Source organism: Vibrio sinensis (genome assembly GCF_003605645.1).
Lineage (GTDB): Bacteria > Pseudomonadota > Gammaproteobacteria > Enterobacterales > Vibrionaceae > Vibrio > Vibrio sinensis.
Genome location: NZ_QVMU01000011.1, coordinates 85,577 through 110,203, shown reverse-complemented (window position 1 = coordinate 110,203; position 24,627 = coordinate 85,577). Strand labels below are relative to the sequence as shown.

16 protein-coding genes are annotated in these 24,627 nt (G+C 43.3%); 10 read left to right on the top strand and 6 right to left on the bottom strand.

The window, feature by feature from the left end:
* Positions 1-2: 2 nt before the first annotated feature.
* On the bottom strand, positions 3-2,822 hold the full coding sequence (gene barA, locus DZ860_RS13120) for a two-component sensor histidine kinase BarA (RefSeq protein WP_120031985.1): 2,820 nt from the start codon (positions 2,820-2,822) through the stop codon (positions 3-5).
* A 210-nt stretch (positions 2,823-3,032) separates the two neighbouring features.
* Between barA and rlmD the strand changes: the two genes are divergently transcribed.
* The 5 genes from rlmD to eno all read left to right on the top strand — a co-directional run bounded on the left by rlmD (position 3,033) and on the right by eno (position 10,902).
* Positions 3,033-4,364, top strand: coding sequence for a 23S rRNA (uracil(1939)-C(5))-methyltransferase RlmD (gene rlmD / locus DZ860_RS13115; protein ID WP_120031983.1), 1,332 nt, complete (start codon positions 3,033-3,035; stop codon positions 4,362-4,364).
* Between the two features lie 61 nt (positions 4,365-4,425).
* A complete protein-coding gene (gene relA, locus DZ860_RS13110; RefSeq protein WP_120031981.1) occupies positions 4,426-6,648 on the top strand; it encodes a GTP diphosphokinase in 2,223 nt (740 codons plus the stop codon).
* A 213-nt stretch (positions 6,649-6,861) separates the two neighbouring features.
* On the top strand, positions 6,862-7,659 hold the full coding sequence (gene mazG, locus DZ860_RS13105) for a nucleoside triphosphate pyrophosphohydrolase (RefSeq protein WP_120031979.1): 798 nt from the start codon (positions 6,862-6,864) through the stop codon (positions 7,657-7,659).
* Between the two features lie 219 nt (positions 7,660-7,878).
* The gene (pyrG, locus tag DZ860_RS13100; protein WP_120031977.1) at positions 7,879-9,519 is read left to right on the top strand and encodes a CTP synthase; all 1,641 of its coding nucleotides are present in this window, start codon (positions 7,879-7,881) and stop codon (positions 9,517-9,519) included.
* A gap of 81 nt (positions 9,520-9,600) precedes the next feature.
* Positions 9,601-10,902: a phosphopyruvate hydratase gene (gene eno / locus DZ860_RS13095; protein ID WP_005593069.1), complete on the top strand. Its 1,302-nt coding sequence runs from the start codon at positions 9,601-9,603 to the stop codon at positions 10,900-10,902.
* Positions 10,903-11,028: 126 nt separating this feature from the next.
* Here the strand turns inward: eno and DZ860_RS13090 are convergent, their stop codons facing one another.
* Positions 11,029-12,243, bottom strand: a complete 1,215-nt coding sequence (locus DZ860_RS13090) for a multifunctional CCA addition/repair protein (RefSeq protein ID WP_120032055.1) — start codon at positions 12,241-12,243, stop codon at positions 11,029-11,031.
* Between the two features lie 90 nt (positions 12,244-12,333).
* Between DZ860_RS13090 and DZ860_RS13085 the strand changes: the two genes are divergently transcribed.
* Together DZ860_RS13085 and DZ860_RS13080 are read left to right on the top strand one after the other, a co-directional pair.
* Positions 12,334-13,950, top strand: coding sequence for an ExeA family protein (locus DZ860_RS13085; RefSeq protein ID WP_120031975.1), 1,617 nt, complete (start codon positions 12,334-12,336; stop codon positions 13,948-13,950).
* Entirely contained in the window at positions 13,951-14,763 is an 813-nt protein-coding gene (locus DZ860_RS13080) for a general secretion pathway protein GspB (protein ID WP_120031973.1), read from the top strand.
* 49 nt (positions 14,764-14,812) lie between these two features.
* On the opposite strand, the gene DZ860_RS13075 is transcribed toward DZ860_RS13080, so the two are convergent.
* The 3 genes from DZ860_RS13075 to DZ860_RS13065 all read right to left on the bottom strand — a co-directional run bounded on the left by DZ860_RS13075 (position 14,813) and on the right by DZ860_RS13065 (position 17,647).
* Positions 14,813-15,424: a TIGR04211 family SH3 domain-containing protein gene (locus tag DZ860_RS13075; RefSeq protein ID WP_120031971.1), complete on the bottom strand. Its 612-nt coding sequence runs from the start codon at positions 15,422-15,424 to the stop codon at positions 14,813-14,815.
* Positions 15,425-15,572: 148 nt separating this feature from the next.
* Positions 15,573-16,835, bottom strand: a complete 1,263-nt coding sequence (locus DZ860_RS13070; RefSeq protein ID WP_120031969.1) for an inorganic phosphate transporter — start codon at positions 16,833-16,835, stop codon at positions 15,573-15,575.
* A 131-nt stretch (positions 16,836-16,966) separates the two neighbouring features.
* Positions 16,967-17,647 (bottom strand): TIGR00153 family protein, encoded by a 681-nt coding sequence (locus tag DZ860_RS13065; protein ID WP_165862898.1) that lies wholly within the window; start codon positions 17,645-17,647, stop codon positions 16,967-16,969.
* Positions 17,648-17,851: 204 nt separating this feature from the next.
* Between DZ860_RS13065 and DZ860_RS13060 the strand changes: the two genes are divergently transcribed.
* Positions 17,852-19,369: a CYTH and CHAD domain-containing protein gene (locus DZ860_RS13060; protein WP_120031965.1), complete on the top strand. Its 1,518-nt coding sequence runs from the start codon at positions 17,852-17,854 to the stop codon at positions 19,367-19,369.
* Positions 19,370-19,384: 15 nt separating this feature from the next.
* On the opposite strand, the gene DZ860_RS13055 is transcribed toward DZ860_RS13060, so the two are convergent.
* On the bottom strand, positions 19,385-20,170 hold the full coding sequence (locus DZ860_RS13055) for a potassium channel family protein (RefSeq protein WP_120031963.1): 786 nt from the start codon (positions 20,168-20,170) through the stop codon (positions 19,385-19,387).
* A gap of 89 nt (positions 20,171-20,259) precedes the next feature.
* Between DZ860_RS13055 and DZ860_RS13050 the strand changes: the two genes are divergently transcribed.
* Positions 20,260-21,516 (top strand): methyl-accepting chemotaxis protein, encoded by a 1,257-nt coding sequence (locus DZ860_RS13050; RefSeq protein WP_120031961.1) that lies wholly within the window; start codon positions 20,260-20,262, stop codon positions 21,514-21,516.
* Positions 21,517-21,652: 136 nt separating this feature from the next.
* Positions 21,653-24,493: a bifunctional [glutamate--ammonia ligase]-adenylyl-L-tyrosine phosphorylase/[glutamate--ammonia-ligase] adenylyltransferase gene (glnE, locus tag DZ860_RS13045; RefSeq protein ID WP_120031960.1), complete on the top strand. Its 2,841-nt coding sequence runs from the start codon at positions 21,653-21,655 to the stop codon at positions 24,491-24,493.
* Positions 24,494-24,627 lie beyond the last annotated feature (134 nt).

Sequence of the window (24,627 nt, the reverse complement as noted above, 5' to 3'; positions counted from 1 at the left end):
AGCTAGCTTAACTCACCAATATATGGGGCCGCACTCGCAGTCACTTTTTCCATTTCATCTTCTAATTCAAATAACTCCGGCTCAATATCCTCAATCGAGCTGCCTGAACGTAGAGCTTGTTCAATTGTTGCACATACTTTCTTCAATCTAGGTACTCCGCAGTAAGAACAACTGCCATGTAGAGTATGGACATGATGAATCAGCTGCGTTATATCGAAATGGTCATCTTCCAATGCCCCCTCAATAATCGCACTAACCTCAGGAATATATTCTACAAGCATTCTAAGCATATCTTTAGCGAGATCTTCTTTATTCGCCGATTGCTTAAGAGCCGATTGCCAATCAATAATCATATTACTGTGTTCATTATTAGTAGAGTGGCTCGTCACCAATGCTTCTGGTTGGCTAGCTATATCTAATTTTTCTAGCTCATTCTTACTGGTATGTGGATTCCAATGCATCAGTACTTGTTGCAATACGTGTTCTTCAATTGGCTTAGTCAGATAGTCATCCATTCCAGCTTTCAATAGACGATCCCGTTCTCCGCTCATTGCGTGTGCGGTAACGGCAATAATTGGTGTTTTGCTATTGAGTGCCGTTTGTTTGATTTTGGCACAGGCAGTAACCCCGTCCATATGCGGCATTTGGATATCCATCAAAATAATATCAAAGTGCATCTTCTCTGCTTGCTTCACGGCGTCTAAGCCATTGTTACAAGTGATGACTTTCTCAACGCGTTCTTTTAATAGGGCGCTGATTAACTTTAGGTTTGCTGGGTTATCATCCACCGCCATTGCAGTGAGAGGTAAGGTCTCTCGATTGACCGGCTGTGGAATGATCTCAATTTCCGGTAAACGGTCTTGATTGGCGACTAAGGTTTGCAGCAATTTTTTGCGTGATAGTGGTTTTGTAATGCAGTGAACCGGATATTTTTGAATCAAATGATCCGACAACGCGAGCGCCGTGCTTGGAATACCAATGACGACATGGGGCGCAAGCTTACGTGCTTTTTCTACCCATTTCTCAACGCGCTCAACGGCATTGGTTTTATTTGGTGCTAAGTTCAACAGAATATAGTCGTAACGTTCCAATTCTCCAGAAAGCTCGTTAGAGGCATCATCTGGCAATGTAGAGCGGTAAGTGACAAGTAATCCATGCTGGTTTAGCGTTTGTTGGATGACCGATGCTGCTTGTAAATTTGGCTCAACGAGTAACAGAGAGCGTTGATTAAGTACCTGAGTTTCAATTAAGTCACTTACTGGCATTTCAGTCGAGTGAAGACGTAACGTAAACCAGAATGTCGACCCTTGGTGCAAGCGACTGGTTAAGCTAATCTCACCACCCATTTGGCTCACTAATTTTTGGGTGATAACAAGACCAAGCCCTGTACCACCATAGCGACGAGAAATACTCGCGTCAGCTTGGCTAAAGGCTTGGAATAGTTGAGCTTGTTGTCGTTCAGATATACCTATGCCAGTATCACGAACCATAAATTGCAACTCAACGTGATCTTCTTTTTGTGAGCGCATTTCAATACTAATATCGATATTACCGCGCTCAGTAAACTTAATTGAGTTACCGACTAAGTTAGTAAGCACTTGCTGAATTCGAAGCGGGTCGCCGACAAGGCCAACCGGGATCTTAGGATCGATTTTAAGGGTAATCTCAAGCCCTTTCTCATGTGCGCTGGTGGCTTGTAAGCTCACGACTTCTTCTAGTGCTTCTTGGAATTCAAATGGAATATTCTCAAGTGCGAGCTTACCCGCTTCAAGTTTAGAGAAGTCGAGAATGTCATTGATAATAGTCAGTAAATTATTCGCCGATTTTTCAATAGTCTGTAGATAATCATTTTGGCTATTGGTTAACTTGGTTTTGAGCATTTGACGGGTAAAACCAATCACACCATTGAGTGGCGTTCGAAGTTCATGAGACATATTGGCTAAGAACTCAGATTTTACGCGAGCAGCTTCTTGTGCTCGTTTTTTTGCGATATCCAGTTCGACGTTTTGAATCTCTAACTGCTCGAGAGTTTCACGTAAGTCGGATGTCGCTTGGTCAATGCTGTGCTGCATCTCTACATGGTATTCCGATAGGGAAACCGCCATCGCATTGATACCATTTTTCAACGAATCTAATTCGCCATGCATTTTCCCCTCAATACGCACATCGAGGTGCCCACGACGAATTCGATCAACCATATTCTTCATATGAGAAATCGGGCGAGTGACATCATGCATTAAACGGAAAGCAAAAAAGGCAGAGAGGCTGATACCAAACAGTAGCACAATGAAAGCGGTAAAAATTTCTTGATATTGCTGTAGGCGTAGAGATGAAAGATCTATCTCGATAGAAACATAACCAAGCGCAGGAGTGCTTTCTTGACTGTTTGGTGACGCAAAAATGCCAGACTCACTGATAATAGGCGCTCGTAATACCAAGGTGTTTTCTTGAATATCTGAATCGACTAATAGCGGGATTGGCGCATTGCGCGGGAACATTAAAGATTCAAAGCTTGGATGAAAGTTTGAGGTTACAAAAAGTTCATGATTGTAATCGAACACTGCGATACTACGAACAAAGCGGGAGTTTTTGCGGTGCGCATAACTAATAATGCGTCTTACAGACTCTCGACTGTTGTTCTTAAGCCCTTCTTCCGCGGCGATGGCCAAGGGTTCAATAATACTAAAACCGGAATTAATTACCTGTCTTTCTAGATCGTGATAGCGGTTAAAAGAGAAAATAGCGCTTAAAATCAATCCGATAATTAAGGTAGGGGCGAGAGTCAGTGAAATAACGCGGGCGCGCAAGCCATATCTGGTCATTATTGTCTAAACATCGTGGTATGGATATGGGAAAATAGATCCAAGATTACCATGACAGCCTAGGCGATTTTTAATCAAAGGCTGATATTGGGCAAAATAAGACCGTCTAAACGATAAGCATAATCAACTCATTCGGTTCACACAATGATTCAGGTTCTAAAAGATGACGCCTGAATAGCATTTTGAAGCAATAAATTACAGGCACAGAACATGGCGCGTTTTTTCCAACCAAAGAAGAAAACACAACTCAATTCCAAGCATCAATCGGTGGTGATCGAAAAACTGGATCATCATGGTGCCGGTATTGCCTATCAAAACAACAAACCTGTGTTTGTGGAAGGCGCGCTTCCAGGTGAGCAAGTACTCATCCAGTTAACTGAGAGCAAAAGCAAATTCTCACGCGCAAATTTAATTAAAATTCAAAAACCAAGCGCAGAGCGTATTGAACCGTTCTGCCGTTATTATGACGAATGTGGTGGCTGTAATATGCAGCATCTTGGTATCACTCAGCAGCAGAGTAATAAACAACAAACTCTCAGCCAGCTAATGAAAAAGTTTGCGGGCCAAACGTTGGAGCTTGATGCTCCGATTATTGGTGATGAACAAGCTTATCGTCGACGAGCTCGAATTAGCTTGATGTTTGATAGAAAGAGCCGACAACTTCAATTTGGTTTCCGTAAGAAACAAAGCAAACAAATTGTTACTGTTAATCACTGTCCAGTTTTAGTCACTGAACTGGATAATATGTTGCCAGAGCTACATCAACTACTGCAAAGCTTCGCTCACCCTGAAGCATTAGGTCATGTGGAGTTAGTTAAAGGCGACAACACGAATGTGATTGTATTGCGTCATTTACAACCGCTAGCTGAGAACGAAAAGAGTGAATTGATGGCTTTTGCTGAGCGCCACAATGCTTCGCTATATTTGATGCCAAGTAATGAGCAATTAGATCGTGTGTCAGGTGATGCAGCTTATTACCTAGAGTCGGGTGTTACCATTCCGTTTGAACCAAATAACTTTATTCAGGTCAATCAGGAAGTAAATAAAAAAATGGTGGCACAAGCGATAGATTGGCTCGCATTAGATACACAAGATCGCGTACTCGATTTATTCTGTGGTTTGGGTAACTTTAGTTTACCTATCGCTCAACAAGTGAACAGCGTTGTTGGTGTGGAGGGTATTCAAAGTATGGTGGATAAAGCGGCTGAAAACGCCAAGCTTAACCATCTTGATAATGCAATATTTTATCAAGCAAACTTAGAAGAAACTCTAGCTCAACAACCTTGGGCAAAAGAGCAGTTTAGTAAAGTACTCCTTGATCCAGCGCGCGCGGGGGCGAGTGGCGTGGTTGAGCAATTGTCGAGTTTAGGAGCGACAAGAGTGGTTTATGTTTCGTGTAATCCTGCTACCCTTGCCAGAGATAGTCAAAGCTTGCTAAACCAAGGTTACCAGTTAGAGAAGTTAGGTATGTTGGATATGTTCCCTCATACCGGTCATCTAGAGTCGATGGCGTTATTTGTGAAGACTTCAAAGAAAAGCTAACCAGGCGTTATTTAACGAAGACATGGTTAGTCAAACATAACAAATATAACAGGACGAGAAGATGGTTGCGGTAAGAAGCGCACATTTGAATCAAGACGAACAGTTTGAGTTAGACAAGTGGATTGTTAGCTTAAAACAAGATCCCAAAGTCGCTCAGAGCTTAACGGAAGTTTATCACCAGTGTGAGACTTTCTTGCAAGGTAACGAGCAAGCTACTCTGCTACTTTGGCGTGGTCGAGAAATGATCGAAATTTTGATCACGCTATCGATGGATAAAGCGACGTTAATAGCGGCGCAGTTATTCCCGCTTGTTTCCAGTGGCGCTCTTGGTCGAGAGCAGCTTGAAGAGTTGTACAGCAATGAGATCATTAAGCTGATTGATGGGGTGGATGAAATGGCTGCTCTTGGGCAGCTCAATATTACACTAGAGGGCAGCGCCGCCTCTTCTCAAGTTGATAATGTGCGCCGCATGCTGTTAGCGATGGTGGATGATTTTCGATGCGTGGTCATTAAGTTAGCTGAACGAATCTGCAACCTTATTGAAGTTAAAAAAGCGCCGGATGAAGTGCGTAGAGCCGCAGCACAAGAGTGTGCCAATATCTATGCACCCTTGGCGAACCGTCTCGGCATTGGTCAGCTGAAATGGGAAATCGAAGATTACGCATTCCGTTACCAACAACCTGAAACCTATAAACAGATCGCTAAGCAATTGTCTGAGCGTCGTATCGTGCGCGAGCAATACATCAAAGATTTTGTCGATGACTTAACCGAGGAAATGCAGTCCACGGGTATTAATGCTGAAGTGAGCGGTCGTCCAAAACACATCTACAGTATCTGGCGCAAAATGCAGAAAAAAGGCTTGGAGTTTGATGAGCTTTTTGATGTTCGAGCTGTGCGAATTATCGCTGACAAACTGCAAGATTGCTACGCGGCATTAGGTATAGTTCATACTAAATACAAACACCTACCGAGTGAATTTGACGATTACGTCGCCAACCCTAAACCAAACGGTTATCAATCGATACATACCGTCGTTTTGGGGCCGGAAGGTAAAACTATTGAGATTCAGATCCGTACTAAAGACATGCACGAAGATTCTGAATTGGGCGTGGCGGCACACTGGAAGTATAAAGAGGGTAGCAGTGCAGGTCGCAGCGGTTACGATGAAAAGATCACTTGGCTGCGTAAGCTTATTGATTGGCAAGAAGAGATGTCTGATTCTGGCGAAATGTTGGATGAACTTCGTAGCCAAGTATTTGATGACCGTGTCTATGCCTTTACTCCTCGCGGTGACGTAGTCGACTTACCGATGGGCGCAACACCACTTGATTTTGCATACCATATTCACTCGATGGTTGGGCATCGCTGTATTGGTGCTAAAGTGGCAGGGCGCATAGTGCCATTCACCCATAAACTATCAATGGGCGATCAAGTTGAAATCATCACACAAAAAGAGCCGAATCCATCACGTGACTGGCTGAATCCGTCACTAGGCTTCGTGACTTCTGGTCGTGCACGCGCCAAAATTAATGCATGGTTCCGTAAGCAAAGTCGTGAGAAAAATCTAGAAGCGGGTCGTGAAATTCTCGAGCACGAATTAAGCCGAATCGGTGCGACGCTGAAACATGCTGAGCAATATGCATTGAAGCGCTTCAATGTGAACACTGCTGATGAGTTATATGTTGGTATCGGTAGTGGTGATTTAAGAATTAACCAAATTGTTAATCATATTAATGCCTTGGTGAATAAGCCGACCGCAGAAGAAGAAGACCAGCAAGCGCTCGAAAAATTGTTAGAAGCTGAGAGCAAACCATCCACACCAACACGACCAAATAAAGATGCAGTGGTTGTGGAGGGCGTTGATAACTTGATGAATCATCTGGCTCGTTGTTGCCAACCGATTCCCGGAGATCAAATCTGTGGTTACATTACTCAAGGTCGAGGTATTTCTGTTCACCGAGCTGATTGTGAACAGCTAGAAGAGCTACGCCATCATGCTCCTGAGCGAATTATAGATACCGTGTGGGGAAGTGGTTTTGCCGGTTCATACATGCTAACACTTCGTGTAGAGGCGATGGAACGTGGCGGTTTATTAAAAGAAATCACCACATTATTTGCTAACGAAAAAGTGAAAGTGAATAGCATGAAGAGTAGGGTTGATTACCGTACTCAACTTTCAATTTTGGATTTCGATCTCGAAGTGACCAATGTTGAAGTACTTTCACGGGTATCAAAGCGAGTGGAACAAATTAAAGATGTTATGTCGGTGAAACGCTTAGGCTAACTTTCACGTCGTACTTGTCACTTTTACTGCGTTAACTGCGTTTTCTTGCTCCATCACATAGGCGAGCTATGCTCAGGAGTCGCGAAAACTTGTTGCCTTGTCAAAGTAACAATTACTTAGTGAAAGCCGCTGAGAAAATAAAATAATGTAGAAGGTGAGTGGTTTTGACTGCTCACCTTTTTCTTTAGATAGAAAGGTTTAAAGGAACAGAAAATGAGTCATCCAATTGAACAGTTAGAACAAATCATGGTGAAGTTGCGTGATCCAGAGAGCGGCTGTCCTTGGGATTTGAAACAGAGTTTTGACACCATAGTGCCACACACGATTGAAGAAACGTATGAGGTAGTGGATGCGATTCAAAACCGAGATTGGCCAAACTTGAAAGAAGAGTTGGGTGACTTGCTATTTCAAGTCATTTTCTATAGTCAGCTAGCCAAAGAACAAGAGTTATTTGATTTTTCTGATGTTGTTGAAACCGTCAATGAAAAACTAACTCGTCGCCACCCACATGTTTTCTCCGATGTTGAGTTTGATTCTGATGAGCAAATTAATGCGAATTGGGAAGCTGAAAAAGCCAAAGAGAAAGCACAATTAGGCAAATCTGAACAAAGTATTCTAGACTCAATACCAAGCTCTCTGCCGCCACTTTCTCGTGCTACAAAGATTCAGAAAAAATGCGCAAAATTTGGCTTTGATTGGGACACCTTAGGGCCTGTGGTCGGAAAAGTTCATGAAGAAATTGACGAAGTAATGGAGGAAGTCTTACAAGCCTCACCAAACCAAGACAATATTGAATTGGAGCTTGGAGACTTACTTTTTGCCACCGTAAACCTAGCCCGTCATCTTGGTAAAGACCCAGATGTTGCCCTGGCGAAAGCAAATTTAAAATTTGTGCGTCGCTTTAAAGGGGTAGAAACGAAAGTTGCGCAGGCTGGTGGCACATTAAAAGATTATTCCCTAGATGAGTTGGATGCTTTCTGGGATGAAGTGAAACGCGATGAAAAAGTTTAAATTTAAAACACTATTAGCGATTTTTGCTTAATTTATCGCTAGCTTAGAATAGCGAAGCAACAAAGTGATGTCAGTCTGTTCACTCACTTTGATTTGAAGCAAAAAATAAAAAAGAGGGGTGTGATAGATTTCACGTTGTGGCGGTTAAGTGCTTCTGGTATATTTTCATCCCGTCCAGAAGAAATCTATTTCCCTCATCCAACCAACTTCAGGTTAAACATGACGACAAATTACATTTTTGTTACTGGCGGGGTTGTATCCTCTCTAGGTAAAGGTATTGCTGCTGCATCTCTTGCGGCTATTCTAGAAGCTCGTGGTCTTAAAGTGACTATGATGAAGCTTGACCCTTATATCAACGTTGACCCAGGCACAATGAGCCCAACTCAACACGGTGAAGTATTCGTTACAGAAGACGGCGCAGAAACAGACCTTGACCTTGGTCACTACGAACGTTTCATTCGTACTAAAATGACCAAACGCAATAACTTTACTGCAGGTCGTGTTTACTCAGATGTTCTTGCTAAAGAACGTCGCGGTGACTACCTAGGCGCCACTATCCAGGTTATTCCACACATCACTAACGCAATCAAAGACCGCGTAATCGCAGGCTCTCAAGGCCACGATGTTGCGATCGTTGAAGTTGGTGGTACGGTTGGTGATATCGAGTCTCTACCGTTTATGGAAGCGATTCGTCAGCTAGCAGTTGAGCTAGGCCGTGAGCGTGCAATGTTCATGCACCTAACTCTAGTTCCTTACCTAGCAGCGGCTGGTGAAGTGAAAACTAAACCGACTCAACACTCTGTTAAAGAACTTCTTTCTATCGGTATCCAGCCTGACATTCTTGTTTGTCGTAGTGATCGTGCGATCCCTGCTAATGAACGTAAGAAGATTGCTCTGTTCTGTAACGTACAAGAAAAAGCAGTTATTTCGATGAAAGATGTAGATTCTATCTACAAAATTCCTCAGCTTATCCACGCTCAAGGTCTAGATGACCTCGTTTGTTCTCGTTTTGGTATTGACGCTCCTGCGGCAAACCTTTCTGAATGGGAACAAGTAATTTACGAAGAAGCGAACCCAACTGGTGAAGTTACTATCGGTATGGTTGGTAAGTACATCGAACTTCCAGATGCATACAAGTCAGTTAACGAAGCACTAAAACACGCAGGTCTTAAGAACCGTCTACACGTGAAAATTCAATACGTTGATTCTCAAGATGTAGAAAGCAAAGGTGTTGAGATTCTAGAGAATCTTGATGCGATTCTCGTTCCTGGTGGTTTTGGTGATCGTGGTATCGAGGGTAAAATTCTTGCTGCTCAATACGCACGTGAGAACAACGTCCCTTACCTAGGTATTTGTCTAGGTATGCAAGTGGCACTGATTGAATACGCGCGTAACGTTGCGGGTATGGAAGGTGCACACTCAACAGAATTTAATAAAGAAACCAAGTTCCCTGTTGTTGGCCTAATTACTGAATGGGTTGATGGCGAAGGTAAAGTTGAAGAGCGTACTGAGAAATCAGATCTTGGCGGCACAATGCGTCTAGGCTCACAACTATGTCACCTTGAGAAGGGAACAAAAGCTCGTGAACTGTACGGAAACGCAACGATTCATGAACGTCACCGTCACCGTTATGAAGTGAACAACAATCTTCGTCCGCAAATTGAAAAAGCTGGTCTGAAAGTATCAGGTCTATCTGCAGACAAGAAACTGGTTGAAGTTATTGAGAACCCAGGCCACCCATGGTTTGTAGCGGCTCAATTCCACCCAGAGTTCACTTCAACTCCTCGCGATGGTCACCCATTGTTTGCAGGTTTCGTGAAAGCTGCTGGCCAGTTCCAGCGTGGCGAATTTGAGAAGTAAGTAAGGAATACAGGCAGTAACTCAAGTTGTGTTGCTGCCTTTAATTTTGACATTATATATTCAACGAGAAGGAAACATTCAATGTCTAAGATCGTTAAAGTTCTAGGTCGTGAAATCATCGATTCACGTGGTAACCCAACTGTAGAAGCTGAAGTACACCTAGAAGGCGGTTTCGTAGGTATGGCTGCTGCTCCATCTGGCGCATCAACTGGTTCACGTGAAGCTCTTGAGCTACGTGACGGTGACAAATCACGTTTCCTAGGTAAAGGCGTTCTTAAAGCTCTTGAAGCTGTTAACGGCGCAATCGCTGATGCACTAGTTGGTAAAGATGCTAAAGATCAAGCTGCAATCGACGCAGTAATGATCGAGCTTGACGGCACTGAAAACAAATCTAAATTCGGCGCGAACGCTATCCTAGCTGTTTCTCTAGCAAACGCTAAAGCAGCTGCAGCTGCTAAAGGCATGCCTCTATACGAGCACATTGCTGAGCTAAACGGCACTGCTGGTCAGTTCTCTATGCCTCTACCAATGATGAACATCATCAACGGTGGTGAGCACGCTGATAACAACGTTGACATCCAAGAGTTCATGATCCAACCAGTTGGCGCTAAAACTCTGAAAGAAGCAGTTCGCATGGGTGCTGAAGTATTCCACAACCTAGCTAAAGTATTGAAGTCTAAAGGCTACAACACTGCAGTTGGCGACGAAGGTGGTTTCGCTCCTAACCTAAAATCTAACGCTGAAGCGCTAGAAGTTATCGCAGAAGCTGTTGCAGCTGCTGGCTACGAGCTAGGCAAAGACATCACTCTTGCTATGGACTGTGCTGCATCTGAGTTCTTCGACAAAGAAGCTGGAATTTACAATCTGAAAGGTGAAGGCAAAACGTTCACTGCTGAAGAGTTCAACCACTACCTAGCTGGTCTAGTTGAGCAATTCCCAATTGTTTCTATCGAAGATGGTCTTGACGAGTCTGATTGGACTGGTTTCAAACACCAAACTGAACTTCTAGGCGGCAAAATCCAACTAGTTGGTGACGATCTATTCGTTACTAACACTAAGATTCTTGCTCGTGGTATTGAAGAAGGCATCACTAACTCAATCCTTATCAAGTTCAACCAAATCGGTTCACTAACAGAGACTCTAGCTGCAATCAAGATGGCTAAAGATGCTGGTTTCACAGCAGTTATCTCTCACCGTTCTGGCGAAACTGAAGATGCAACTATCGCTGACCTAGCGGTAGGTACAGCTGCAGGTCAAATCAAAACTGGTTCTATGAGCCGTTCTGACCGTGTTGCTAAGTACAACCAACTTATCCGTATCGAGGAAGCTCTAGGTGAGCGCGCTCCTTTCAACGGTCTTAAAGAAGTTAAAGGTCAAGCTTAATTCTTAATTGAGTTAACTTAGCTAGATAGCTTTTAAAAACGCTCCACTTCGGTGGGGCGTTTTTGTATTTGGAGTAAAATTCGCAGTGAGCGCGCCTCTGCTTGATGAGCGGAAAGCGCGGCAACCTTATGCTTGATTTTTAATGGCGGCGATTCGACGTTGTTCCATTTCACTTCTAATGGCAGCACCACTGAAACCGTCACTGATAATATCTTGCACTCGTACACTTAGAGCAGCTTGGTAGGCTCGTTCAAAGATACCTTTTTGTGGGTATTCACACTCTTCATGACCGGTTCTTCCGCGACTGTCAGCGATGCAGCATAGAAGAATGTCATTGAGGCGTTCTGGTTTACGCCATACATCAAATTTGTTGAGGATTTTCAGTTTCGTTTCTGCTTTTAACTCTGCGGCACGGTGAATATTGGAATGTTGTTCACACACCATTACAGCTAGGTCTCGATACTCGTTAGGAACTCGTACACGATCGCAAAGTGTCTTGATGATCTTAACGCCAGTGTGGCAATGCATTTTATGACTTGGCCATTCAGTTTCAGGTGTTACGCCTTTACCAAGATCATGGACTTGCGCAGCAAAACGTACGATCAAAGATGTCGAAAGAATGGCGGCTTGCTTAGCAACCATTAAGGTATGGATCCCTGTGTCAATTTCAGGATGCCATTGCTCTGGTTGAGGTACTCCAAAGAGTCGATCAATTTCTGGCAGTACAACTTTAAGAGCGCCGCAATCTCTTAATACCGAAAGAAATACCTGAGGATCTTGAGTATTTAGTGACTTGTGCCATTCTTGCCAAACTCGCTCTGCGGTTAAGTGTTCTAGCTCACCACTAGTGACAATCTCCGTCATGAGTTGCATCGTCTCAGGGGCGACAGTAAAGCCTAAATGAGCAAGTTTTGCAGCAAACCGGGCAACACGTAATACTCGTAAGGGATCTTCTAAAAATGCCTCCGAAACATGGCGTAAAATGCGGTTATTTAAGTCTTGTTGGCCGTGATAAGGATCGATGATACGACCCGTCTCGTCTTCAGCCATTGCGTTAATGGTAAGGTCTCGGCGTTGTAAATCTTCTTCGAGAGTGACATCCGGCGCGAAGTAACAGTCAAACCCCGTATAACCACGGCCATTTTTACGCTCAGTTCGGGCAAGGGCATGCTCTTCTTTGTTTTTGGGGTGCAAGAAAACTGGGAAATCTTTGCCCACCGCTTGATAGCCGAGTTTAAGCATTTTTTCTGGTGTTGAACCCACCACGACCCAGTCGTGATCATAAACATCCAAATTCAGTAATCTGTCACGGACAGCGCCGCCGACTAAGTATCTTTGCACCATTTGCCTCTCTAATTCTCGATATTGCCATTGGATATTTCAGCCAGCAATGTTACTTTCCTTACCCATCAATTCCCAGTGGCGAAGAGCATGTATAACACTCATTTTGGCTTTGTCGAACTGCCTTTTTCTATAGTCCCGAACTCGCGTTTTTTATTTTTAAGTCAACGACACAAAGAAGCGATCTATCACTTACAAGCTGGGCTTGGTAATGGCGGTGGCTTTGCTATGTTGACCGGTGAAGTTGGAACTGGAAAAACGACAGTTGCGCGAGCGATGTTAAAAGCGCTTGATAGTAAGACACAAACGGGACTGATTCTGAATCCTACGTTTTCCAATATAGAGCTACTTGAAGCCATTTGCGATGAATTTGCTATCACCTACGAGCCGCATTCATCGTTAAAAGTATTAGCAAGTAGCATTCAACGTTTCCTACTAGATAGCTATGCACAAGGCCGACAGACGTTACTCGTCATCGATGAAGCTCAACACTTATCTGCTGAAGTATTGGAACAATTACGTTTACTGACAAACTTAGAAACAGAGAGTCAGAAACTTCTGAAAGTACTTCTTATTGGGCAACCAGAATTACAACACAAGTTGCAAATGCCACAGCTTCGCCAGCTCGCTCAGCGCATTACAGGTCGTTATCACTTATTACCACTCAGTATTGATGAAGCAACTAAGTATATTCAGTTTCGCCTTCAACTCGCTGGTGGGCAAGCTGAATTGTTTAACGCAAAATCACTTAAATTGATTGGTCAAGAAACCTTGGGGATCCCTCGACTCATTAACTTGGTTTGTGATGGGGCTTTAAAGCGTGCATTTAGCCTTGGCGAATCGACGCCATCTTATGAAACGGTCCATTTTGCTTGCCATGATGTAATGAGCTTACAGTATTCATTTCAGCGTAACCCTAGCACAAGAAAAGCGAACAAAATAACCCGAACCAGTGCATTGATTGTTTCGGCTTTGATGGGGTTGTCTCTTGCTTGGGTAAGTGTTCAATTTCTTCCAGCATTAATACAGCCTAGCGTGCAGCATTTTGTTGAGTCGCAGTATCCAGAGAAACCTAATGTTAGTATAGAAGAAGAAGTCTTTGGTCAAGACTTCCAAGCCCTTTTGGCGATGAGCGCTGATTTGCCGACAGCGATTTCTGAGCTCTATAAAGTTTGGGGCTATCATGCTTCTGTACTCGATGGGCTGTGTTTGCCAAATGAGCAAGGGATGTTTCAGTGTGAAGAGAAATCAGGTTCTCTCGATCAGGTGGCTAAAGCTAACTTTCCTATTGTTCTAACGTTAGAGTTAGCAGGAAAAAAAAGCTATGCAGTGCTTTATCATCTCTCTTCTGACAAGGTTCAGTTGTTAGTTGGAGGAGAGCGAATTGAGTTGGATAAAACCGACTTAAATGCTATTTGGCATGGCGAGTACCACCTTATTTGGCAGCGTTTGTGGTTTAACACCTTAAAACCAGGCATGTCAGGTCATCATGTAGCTAGCTTGGATTATCAACTTTCGGAGATCCTGGATCAGCCTTTAGCAACTTCAGATGTTTATGGAGCAGAGTTGAAGCGCAAAGTTGAGCTGTTTCAACGTTGGCAGGGGCTTGACGTAGATGGTATTGCAGGGAAAAAAACATTGCAGAGACTAGAGCTGTTATCGCAAGAATATTCTCCTAAGCTCACTCAAACAGAGAAGGAGGTTTAGATGATGGGCGTAATGAAAGCACTAGAGCAATCAGAACATGCCTATATGAGCCACCAAAGCCATGCTCCTATGCATCATCAAGGTAGAGTGGAAAGTAGCGCTATGATTTCTTACAAGGTCTGCTTTACGTTGTTGTGTACTCCTGTTTTATTGGTCTCAATATGGCTTGGTTATCAACAATACCAAAATACCAAACTAGCATGGCAAGCAAACAATCAAGGTGAAATACAAATTGTCGAGGTTCCCATTGTTTATCAGCAGTTGGACTACCCGTCATTTTCTCACCTTGAGGAGACAAGATTAGCTATGCCAGTATTGAATGATGTTGATAACGGACTACTGAGTGCGTCTAACAGTGAATTACCGTTAGAGACAAACGATGGTACTTTAATTGAGAAAACAGCACCTAAAAAGACCTTGGAAGCACAGCAACCGCAAGAGGGCGATGATATGTTGAAAGGTTTAGATCTGTCGTCACTATCGCCTGAGCTTGCTTTGCGAGTTGAAGCTGCCATTGGTGGGGAAGGGGATTCTGAGTTAGAACCGGAGCTAGAATCAAAACTGGCCACAAGTGTTGACTTGTCACAACAAGCGGAACGTTGGTATGGAAAACTACCGGCATTGAATTTCCAGACTCATGTCTATTCAAGTGATAGGGCCAAACGTTGGGTTAAGATCAATGGTGTTGAATATCAAGAAGGGCACACTATTGCAGATGGTATTGAGTTAGTGGCTATAGAGCCTCAAGCTTGCTTAATTCGTTTTAGAGGTGAGTTTATACAGATTCCGGCACTATACGATTGGCAAGGATAATAAAAAAGGTCACCGAGGTGACCTTTTTTATTAAGAATATTTTTGGTATTTACGCCCAGCCAGACGGCGAACGTTTTCTACGAGGAACAAGGTGCGGTAGCACAAGACCAAGTAATAGACCGATACCAGCAACACCACCACCATAAGTGAAGTACTTCAATAGAAGGTCATCTTTTTGCGTATCAAGTTTAGCGCGCAGTTTACGCACTTCTTCTTGAGATGCTGAAAGTTGATTACTCATGTTGCTGTAGTTCTCTTCAAGTTCAGAAATCTGACGATTACGAGTCTCTAGAGAGTCTGCTAATCCTTTTTTCTCTTGATTAGCATTTGACTGTGCGTTTGCTAGTTCTTTCTTAACAAACGTCAGCTCTTTTTCAAGTTTTGGCATACGCAGAGTTAAGCTTTCTTGCTGTGTCACAAAGCGGCTTTCTACCCAACCTTTACGGCCACGTTCGTCCGCAATTTGTGTGTATCCAGCTTTTTTGTCAGTACTAATTAGCTTAACTTTATCACCTGCATCAATACTACCAATGATGCGAAACTGGTTACTTGGGCCAGAGTGCATGTAGGTAAATAGGTTGTCAGAAATATAACGTTCTTGTGCTAATGCCGTTGGAACAACGAACAAAGAAGCCAAGAGCATACAGACCAGTTTTTTCACGATAATTCCTTTCACAGTCTTCGAGTGTTCTCTGGGAACAAATAGTAAAAACTTTCTAAGGCGTCTGCAACAAAGAAGGGAGGCCAAGCCTCCCTTTCTGCGGTTTAGAGCCAATTAATGACAGTGGACTAACACTGCCCTGACGTCTTTATCCGGCGAATGCTGCTTGAATTGCATAGAAGAACACAACAGCAAGTAGAGCACCTGCAGGTAGTGTCACAATCCAAGATGCAACGATGTTACGTACAACACCAAGGTTGAGAGCCGCAATACCGCGTGCAAAACCCACACCTAATACCGCACCAACTAGTGTTTGAGTCGTTGAAATTGGTAAGCCTGTACCAGAAGCAAGAACTACGGTTGATGCTGTAGCAAGCTGTGCTGCAAAGCCACGACTAGGCGTTAGCTCAGTGATACCTGTACCAACAGTAGCCATTACTTTGTGACCTAAAGTCGCAAGACCAACTACGATACCAAAACCACCAAGAGGTAGAATCCACCAAGCGATAGTACTTTTCGCTGTAACTTCACCCATATGTTCAACAGTTGATACAACAGCAGACAGTGGACCGATCGCATTTGCTACGTCGTTTGAACCGTGTGCAAACGCCATCGCACATGCTGTAATTACCATTAATACGCTGAAGATACTTTCTACACCAGCAAAGCTATGGTCGTCTTCACGGCTTGCGAATTTCTTCTGAATGTAGAAGTAACCGCCCACCATTACCATAGAAGATACGATAGCAGCCCAAACCCAAGCTTCAGAGTTTGTTAGGTGCAAACCAACGTGCTTAAGGCCTTTTTTGATGGTTACAAGAGCGATTACCATTGTAGTAATGAACATGTATACCGGAACAAAGCGTTTCGCGTTGATTAGCGGGTTTTCAGTATCAAAGATCAGTCGTTGCGCACTCACAAAAATCAAGTAAGCAAAAATACCTGAAATAATGGGTGTAACAATCCAACTACCAACAATGCCTTGCACACTGCTCCAATCGACAGCTTCTGTACCAACAGAGACGCAGGCGAAACCGATGATCGCACCGATAATAGAGTGAGTTGTTGAAACTGGCCAGCCCATGTACGACGCAAGTAAAAGCCATGTACCTGCTGCAAGTAAAGCTGACATCATGCCGTAAACCAAAACATCTGGTTGACTAGCAAAGAGAGAGGTTTCGATTACACCTTTACGGATGGTGTCGGTCACTTCGCCACCGGCCAGATATGCACCAGCAAATTCAAAAATCATCGCAATGATGATTGCTTGTTTTACTGTTAGAGCTTTTGAACCTACAGATGTGCCCATCGCATTGGCAACGTCATTTGCACCAATACCAATAGCCATCATGAAACCAAAAGCGGCTGCAACAATAATCAGGACAGTGCCGTAGTTAGCAAGGATATCCATCGTAATACCTAGTTGTTTGATAACAAGCGGAACATTTTAGACGCGATTAACCCTCATAGCATGACGATAACCGTCGCCTAGATGAGGGTGCGAATAATTTAATGCTCTTCGTTATTGAGTTAATTTATGGTTTATGAACGAGACAACATAACTTCGAGACGCGCGCCTACACGTTGCGCCTGATCAGCAATGCCACCCACCCATTCTAGAATTTTGTATAGGAACATCACATCGATAGGATTCATATCGTGTTCTATCGCCATCAATTGTTGACGAAGTTGGATCTGCATCGCATCGGTGTCATCTTCAATTACATCAAGCTGATTAATCATTTCAGCGACAAGTGTCACCTCACGACCTTTAAAACCAGTCTCAAGTAGTTCATCAAGCTCGCTAATTACTTTTTGAGCTTGGTTCGCTGCATCAAGACAACGCTTAACGTAAAGAATAAAATTCTCTTGCATAGGAGCGGGAATTTTCAATTGTCGACCGTATACACGCCCGGCAATATCTTTTGCAAGATTTGCGAGTTTATCTTGTTGCGTTAGTAGTTCTAGCATATCGCTACGATCTACAGGCATAAACAAACCGCGAGGAAGTTTAAGACGAATTTCGCGCTTAAGAACGTCGGCTTCTTTCTCTAGGTGAGAAATCTGTGCACGAATTTCAGATGCTTTCTCCCAATCACCTTTTGAACTAACTTCAAAAAAGTTGACTAAGTGAGAGCAACATTCGTTTACGCACACGACGTGGCGTTGCAAAGGCTTAATAGGGGACTTTGCAAATAACCCCATGATTGTATTTACTGGCATGGTCATTCAACCTAATTAATATAACCGAAAAAAACAATCACCAGTGTATGGTGAAATGTTGAACGATGGCTATAAAGGCGCGCATGTTAACCCAATAAATCCATCATTAAAACTGTTTTAGATCATCATTCCGTCGATATTTCTCTCTTGCCGTGTGAGAAATTAGGCAATATCCTGTCCCTATCTGCTTTGAAAGGTATAACTATGGAAACCGAAATAGAACTGAAGTTTTTTGTTTCTCCTGATTTTTCAGAAACCTTACATAATAAAATTTCTGAAACCAAGGTACTTCAGCACAGTTGTCGTGAACTCGGAAATACCTATTTCGACACGCGCGATAATTGGTTAAGACAGCATGACATTGGATTGCGCATTCGTCGTTTTGATGATGTTTACGTACAAACCGTTAAAACGGCTGGTCGAGTCGTTGCCGGATTGCACCAACGTCCTGAGTATAACGCAGAACACTCAAGTAATCGCCCTGAGTTAACCTTACATCCATCAGATATTTGGCCTATGGGCAAAGATATCGAAATATTACAAGCTGAACTCTTTCCTTTATTCGCCACTAATTTTACACGAGAACAGTGGTTGGTGGGAATGCCTGATGGCAGCCAAATTGAAGTGGCTTTCGATCAAGGGGAAGTTGTCGCTGGTGATAAGAAAGATTCAATCTGTGAAGTTGAGCTTGAACTTAAATCGGGACAAACCGATGCCTTATTTACTTTGGCAAGGAGTTTTAGTGAAGCTGGTGGGATGCGTTTAGGCAACCTGAGTAAGGCAGCTAAAGGCTATCGCTTAGCGATGAATTACCAAGGTGATGAGGCAAAACCGATGGCATTGGTGAATACAGGACAAGATGATACTGTCGAGTCTTGCTTGATCAATTCTCTCGAGCACGCCTTATCTCATTGGCATTACCATGAACAGATGTACACGGAATCTGAGTCTATCGCGGCATTGCATGAAATAAAAAATGCTATCAGCTTTATTCGTCAAACATTTACGATTTATGGCGGTATCATTCCTCGTCGAGCCAGTGCAATCTTGCGCCAAGAACTAAAGTGGCTTGAACAAGAACTCGAATGGATAAAAGAATTCGATTACCTTGAAGATTTGCTTGAAGATAGAGGTCATGCATTACGAAAACTGGATGCACGTAAGTTCTTAATTTCAGAATTGACGCTAGTTCAAGATGCTCTACCAAAGCGTGAAGACACTTTGGAATTGTTGAGTTCAGCTCGTTATACCGGATTGCTTCTGGATCTGAGTCGCTGGATTTTAGCTCGTGGATGGCAACCATTTTTAGATGATAAAGCACGTCAAAAAATGGCGGAGAGTATAAAAACGTTCTCTGCTCAACAATTACACCGTACATGGGTTGAGTTGATAGAGGCCTTTCCACCTGAAAAGCTATTTTCACGACAAGAGTTCATTGATCAGCAATATCGATTGATGCGAAATCTTTATACGGGTGTTGGCTTTGCAAGTTTATACGATGCAGAGGAACGCAATAGCTTCCGTTTGCCTTGGGCTGACTTGTTACAAGGCATTGATGATTTATTGACGTTGAAACCGCTCGAAGATCTGGTTGAGAAACTGGAAGGCGACGAGCGGGAGCAATTAGAACGCTGGTTGTTCCGTCAAGAAACCTCAATATTGCATGCGATGGAACAAACTCGAATTATGAGTATTGAAGCCGAGCCATATTGGGAAGAGTAAAAATAGTAGGGGAGCTTAGTGCTCCCCTTTGTTTTTATTCTTTTTAGATTCGCCATCTAGTTGTTCTTCAATTTTCCCAAGACGGAGTAAAATTTCATCTTGTCGTTCAATAATCGCGGTGAGTAAACGCTCTTTATTTTCGGAACGCAACTCTTGCTGTTTAGTTGGTGAAGTGATCATAGATGTGATAAGACCAGAAATCATCCCGAAGATCCCGACGCCACACAGAATGATCCCTGAGGCGAGAATTTTCCCACCATCACTGACTGGATAATGATCGCCATATCCTACGGTAGAAATTGTCACTAAAGCCCACCATAAGGCGTCTCCGCCACTTTGTATGTTTGCTTCTGGATTTTTTCCCTCTAAGAAAAGCATCATGCTTGAACCAATCGTTAGCAATATCACGAGTAGCAGTAAAATGGATGCGAGAGTCGTTTCTCTTCGGTTTGAAAAAAGTTGTTTTAAAACAAAGCGACCGGAGCGAATGACAAGAATGACTCTTAGAATATGGAAAATACGTGCAAATCGTAGTGGTTCGATCATGGGAATGCTGGCAAGAAAATCGATCCAATGTTCTTTCAAAAATTGCATACGATCTGTGGCGCGGATCAGGTCTGTCGTTAATTGAATGATGAAGATGCTACAGATTATAAAATCAAGGCCGATAAGGACTTGACGTGTTTCAGGCTTGATAGGAAGGAAGAGCAAGCCGGAGATCACAAATAACGCCATAAATGACAGAATTAGTGATAGTAAACTCATTGGCGTTGTATCATTTTTGATATTATTTCTTTTCATACGAAGCTCGAAATAAATACTGAAACCAGAATGGGCATTCAGTATAGAGTGTGAATAATTAGAATATATGACTCAGCGGAGAACTGACAATGACAACGATGACATTTAGGTCATGGGAAAAAGTAATTACCAATATTCGACTAGTTCCTAAAATGGTTTTGCTTATGGTGTTTAGTACCGTATTAATCATCACGAAGCAGCTATGGGATGCGAATACATTTTACGATTCATTGTTGGCCGCCACAGAAAGTGCCGCTGTTGCTCAGCAACACTATGAGTCCTATCTAGTTCAAATTGCGTGGCAGACTGCACTGCTGATAGCTGTTTTTGTGGTTATTTTATTTGCGGCCGCTAGCATCATGCTACGTCAGACTCAGTATTTAAATGATTCCATTAAACGTATGGCTGAGGGTGACCTATCTCATCCCATTAAAATGGATTGCAAAGATGAATATGGTGATGTCGCTCGAGAGTTAGAGCGAACAAGAAGTCAATTACAAGAATTGATTAAACTGCAAGTTTCATCTTCTCGCGAGCTATCAGAATTGACGGAAGTCATGACGATCAGTATGCAAGAAACTAAAGAGTCCTCACAAGAAGAGTTTCTGGAAATTGACCAACTAGCGACGGCAATGAATGAAATGACATCAACCGTTCAAACGGTTGCTGAACATGCAAGTAGTGCGTCTTCATTAACAGAAAAAGCATCGGTTCAGGCTGTTACAGGTCAGCGTTTTGTTCTTGATACCGTTGCAAAAATTAGTGAGTTGTCAAAAGACATTAGTGCATCAGCACAAGCGGTGAATGACGTTGAAGACAGCGTAGATGCAATCGGTAGTGTTGTCGGTACGATTCAAGGGATTTCAGAACAAACAAACTTATTGGCGTTGAATGCGGCGATTGAAGCGGCTCGTGCAGGAGAGGCTGGTCGTGGCTTTGCTGTTGTTGCCGATGAAGTTCGTAATTTGGCGCAACGTACCCAACAAGCCACTATCGAAATTCAAGAAATGATTGCTCAGCTTCAATCTAGTGCAAACTCAGCGGTGGATTTAATGGAGAAGAGCGTTGTTGAAGCCGCAGAAGGGGTGGAGTTGGTGACCAATGCAGGTAATGAGTTAGAGGGGATCGTGAGTCAAGTTAATCAGATTAACGATATGAACTTCCAAATAGCGACGGCAGCGGGCCAACAAAGCAGTGTGGCCGATGAAATGAGCCAGAACCTAACCAATGTACGAGAACTGGTTGAAGCGTCAGTGGTGGTTGTGTCTGAACTTTTAGAAACATCGGAAATGATGCAGAAAAATGCCGAAGAACTGGATGAGAAAATTACCGCAATTCGGGTATAACAGTTCTTCTTCTCGGATAAACGCTCACTAATGATTAGTGGGCGTTTTTTATTGGTGTAACTTTGGTATAAATAAGCTCAGAGTAAACGTTTGAGCCTACTTAATTGTCGTTGGTATTTTATTACAAGGAAGAAACATGCAACTGCCTGCTAATCTCTCGCCTATTTCTGAATCAGCCTTGCTCTCGTTGGCGGATACAGATTCCCTATCTCACTGGCCTGAATCGCGAATTGATGAGCTGCGATATGTTGCAGGGTTAAGTAAATTTGTCGTCAGTGTTTTACAGCAAGATGAGCAGCTACGATCCGACTTACCAACGATGCTCTGTGAGCCATCACGTGCTCAAGGGTATCGCGATAGACTAGCGGATAGTCTTAAAGAATGTACAGACGAGACCACTGGGCAGCGGGTACTGCGTCAGTTTCGCAACCGAGAAATGGTCTATATCGCTTGGCGTGATTTCTTAGGCTCTTGGGAATTAGAAGAGAGCCTAGAGCACCTTTCACAGCTCGCAGAGGCGATGATTTTTGAAACGTATCAATGGCAATATCAGGCATGTTGCGCATTATGGGGGACGCCCTCAAATGCACAAGGTGAAGCTCAGCCAATGTTGATTATTGGTATGGGAAAACTTGGTGGCGGTGAGCTGAACTTCTCTTCTGATATCGATTTGATATTTACCTACCCTGAAAACGGAGAAACGGTTGGGACACGTCGTAGTATTGCCAATGCTCAGTTTTTTACCCGTCTAGGTCAACGCATTATTAAGGCGCTGGACCAACCAACATTCGATGGTTTTTGCTACCGCGTTGATATGCGTTTACGCCCATTTGGCGATAGCGGGCCTTTGGTGATGAGTTACGCCGCTTTAGAAGATTATTATCAGGAACAAGGACGTGATTGGGAACGTTACGCGATGATCAAAGCACGAGTGATGGGGCGGGAAATGTATCCGGAATACCAAGAGCTTCGTCAGATGCTCAGACCTTTTGTATTTCGTCGTTACATTGACTTTAGTGCCATTCAATCACTGCGCCGAATGAAATCAATGATCAGTAGCGAAGTTCGTCGTCGTGGCTTGAGCAATAACATTAAGCTTGGTGCTGGTGGCATACGAGAAATTGAGTTTATTGCCCAGGTATTTCAGTTAATCCGTGGTGGGCGAGAGCCTAGTTTGCGCAAGAGAGGTCTACTTGAAACTCTGGACGCAATTCAAGAGTTAGAGTTACTTGGCGTCAGCGACACCCATAATTTACGAGATGCCTATAAGTTTTTACGTCGCTTAGAAAACATATTGCAAGCCCTAGCTGATAAGCAAACTCAAACCTTACCAGAGGGAGAGACAGAGCAGCAGCAACTAGCGACTGCAATGAACTATGAGTCATGGGAAGCACTATGGCAAAACGTTCAAAATCATATGCAGCGAGTCCATCAAGTCTTTACTCAGCTAATTGGTGATGATGAAGAAGAGTCTTCTGATGTTGCCAAACACTATCATGAACTGTGGGATATGGCGCGTGATAAAGGCGTAGTAGAACATATCTTAGAGCAGGATATCCAAGTATCTCAACCTGGCCAAATGGCCGAACAAATTATTCAATTCAAAGCCGATTTAGCCAAGAAAACACTCGGGCCAAGAGGTCGAGAAGTGTTAACTCGGTTGATGCCTAAAATATTTTCTGCGGTTTTCGCCCACCCGGACGCAGAGTTTGGGTTGTCTCGAGTATTGCATTTACTACATAAAATCGTCACGCGAACCACTTATCTTGAGCTGCTCGATGAACACCCAGCGGCTTTAGTTCAGCTTGTACGTTTATGCACGGCAAGCCCGATGATTTCAGAACAACTGGGCCGTTTCCCGATTTTGCTTGATGAATTGATTGATCCTCAACAGCTCTATAACCCAATACCTCTTGAGGCATACAGAACGGAGTTACGCGATTTTCTAGCGCGGATCCCTGAAGATGATATGGAGCAACAGATGGAGGCTCTTCGTCAATTTAAACAAATCAGTATTCTTCGAATTGCAGCGGCCGATATAGCAGGTGTGCTTCCCGTAATGAAAGTGAGCGATCACTTAACTTATTTAGCTGAAGCGATCGTTGAGTCAGTGGTGAATCAAGCTTGGCTACAAATGAAAGAAAAGTATGGTGAACCAACGCATCTTGGCGAAAGAGATGGGAAAGGATTCGCTGTTATTGGTTATGGCAAAGTGGGCGGTTGGGAGTTGGGGTATAACTCAGATCTTGATATTGTGTTCATGCATGATTGCCCTGTTCATATTAATACCGATGGTAAAAAAGAGATTGATGGTCGCCAGTTCTATTTGAAACTTGCGCAAAGAATTATTCATATATTCTCGACTCGTACCGCATCAGGAATCCTATATGAGGTTGATACACGATTACGCCCATCGGGTATTTCGGGCTTGTTAGTGAGCCCTGCTGATGCGTTTTCACAATATCAGAATGAAGATGCTTGGACTTGGGAGCATCAAGCCTTGGTGCGAGCTCGAATGATCTATGGTGATGGCTTACTGCAAGCCGCTTTTGCTGAGATTCGACATCAAGTGTTGACCCTCGAACGAGATAGCGAAACGCTTAAGCGTGATGTCGTGAATATGCGTACGAAAATGCGGGATCATTTAGGTGGGAAAAAAGCGGGTCGATTCATGTTAAAGCAAGATCCTGGCGGTATTACTGATATCGAATTTTTAGCCCAATACCTAGTGTTAAATTATAGCCATGATAAACCTAAGTTAACCCGATGGTCAGATAACGTGCGTATTTTTGAAACCATGATTGCGCAGGGTATTATGGATGAAAGACAAGCGATGGAAGTGACCGCTGCGTATACAAGCATGCGGGATCAAATACATCATCGAAATCTATTGAATCTCGATGCTGATCTAACCGAAGAGAAATTCATCGAAGAACGAGCCTTGGTCGTAAGCGCATGGCAGCAATGGTTAGAATGAACATGAGAGTGCTCATTTTTTAAGTATGGATGTGATTTTACTTAACGTGACGGAAGGTCATTTAAGTATACAAAGGTTTAGGCCAAGAATTGGCTATGATAAACTTGGCCTAGAACAACATTGTGGAGATCCAT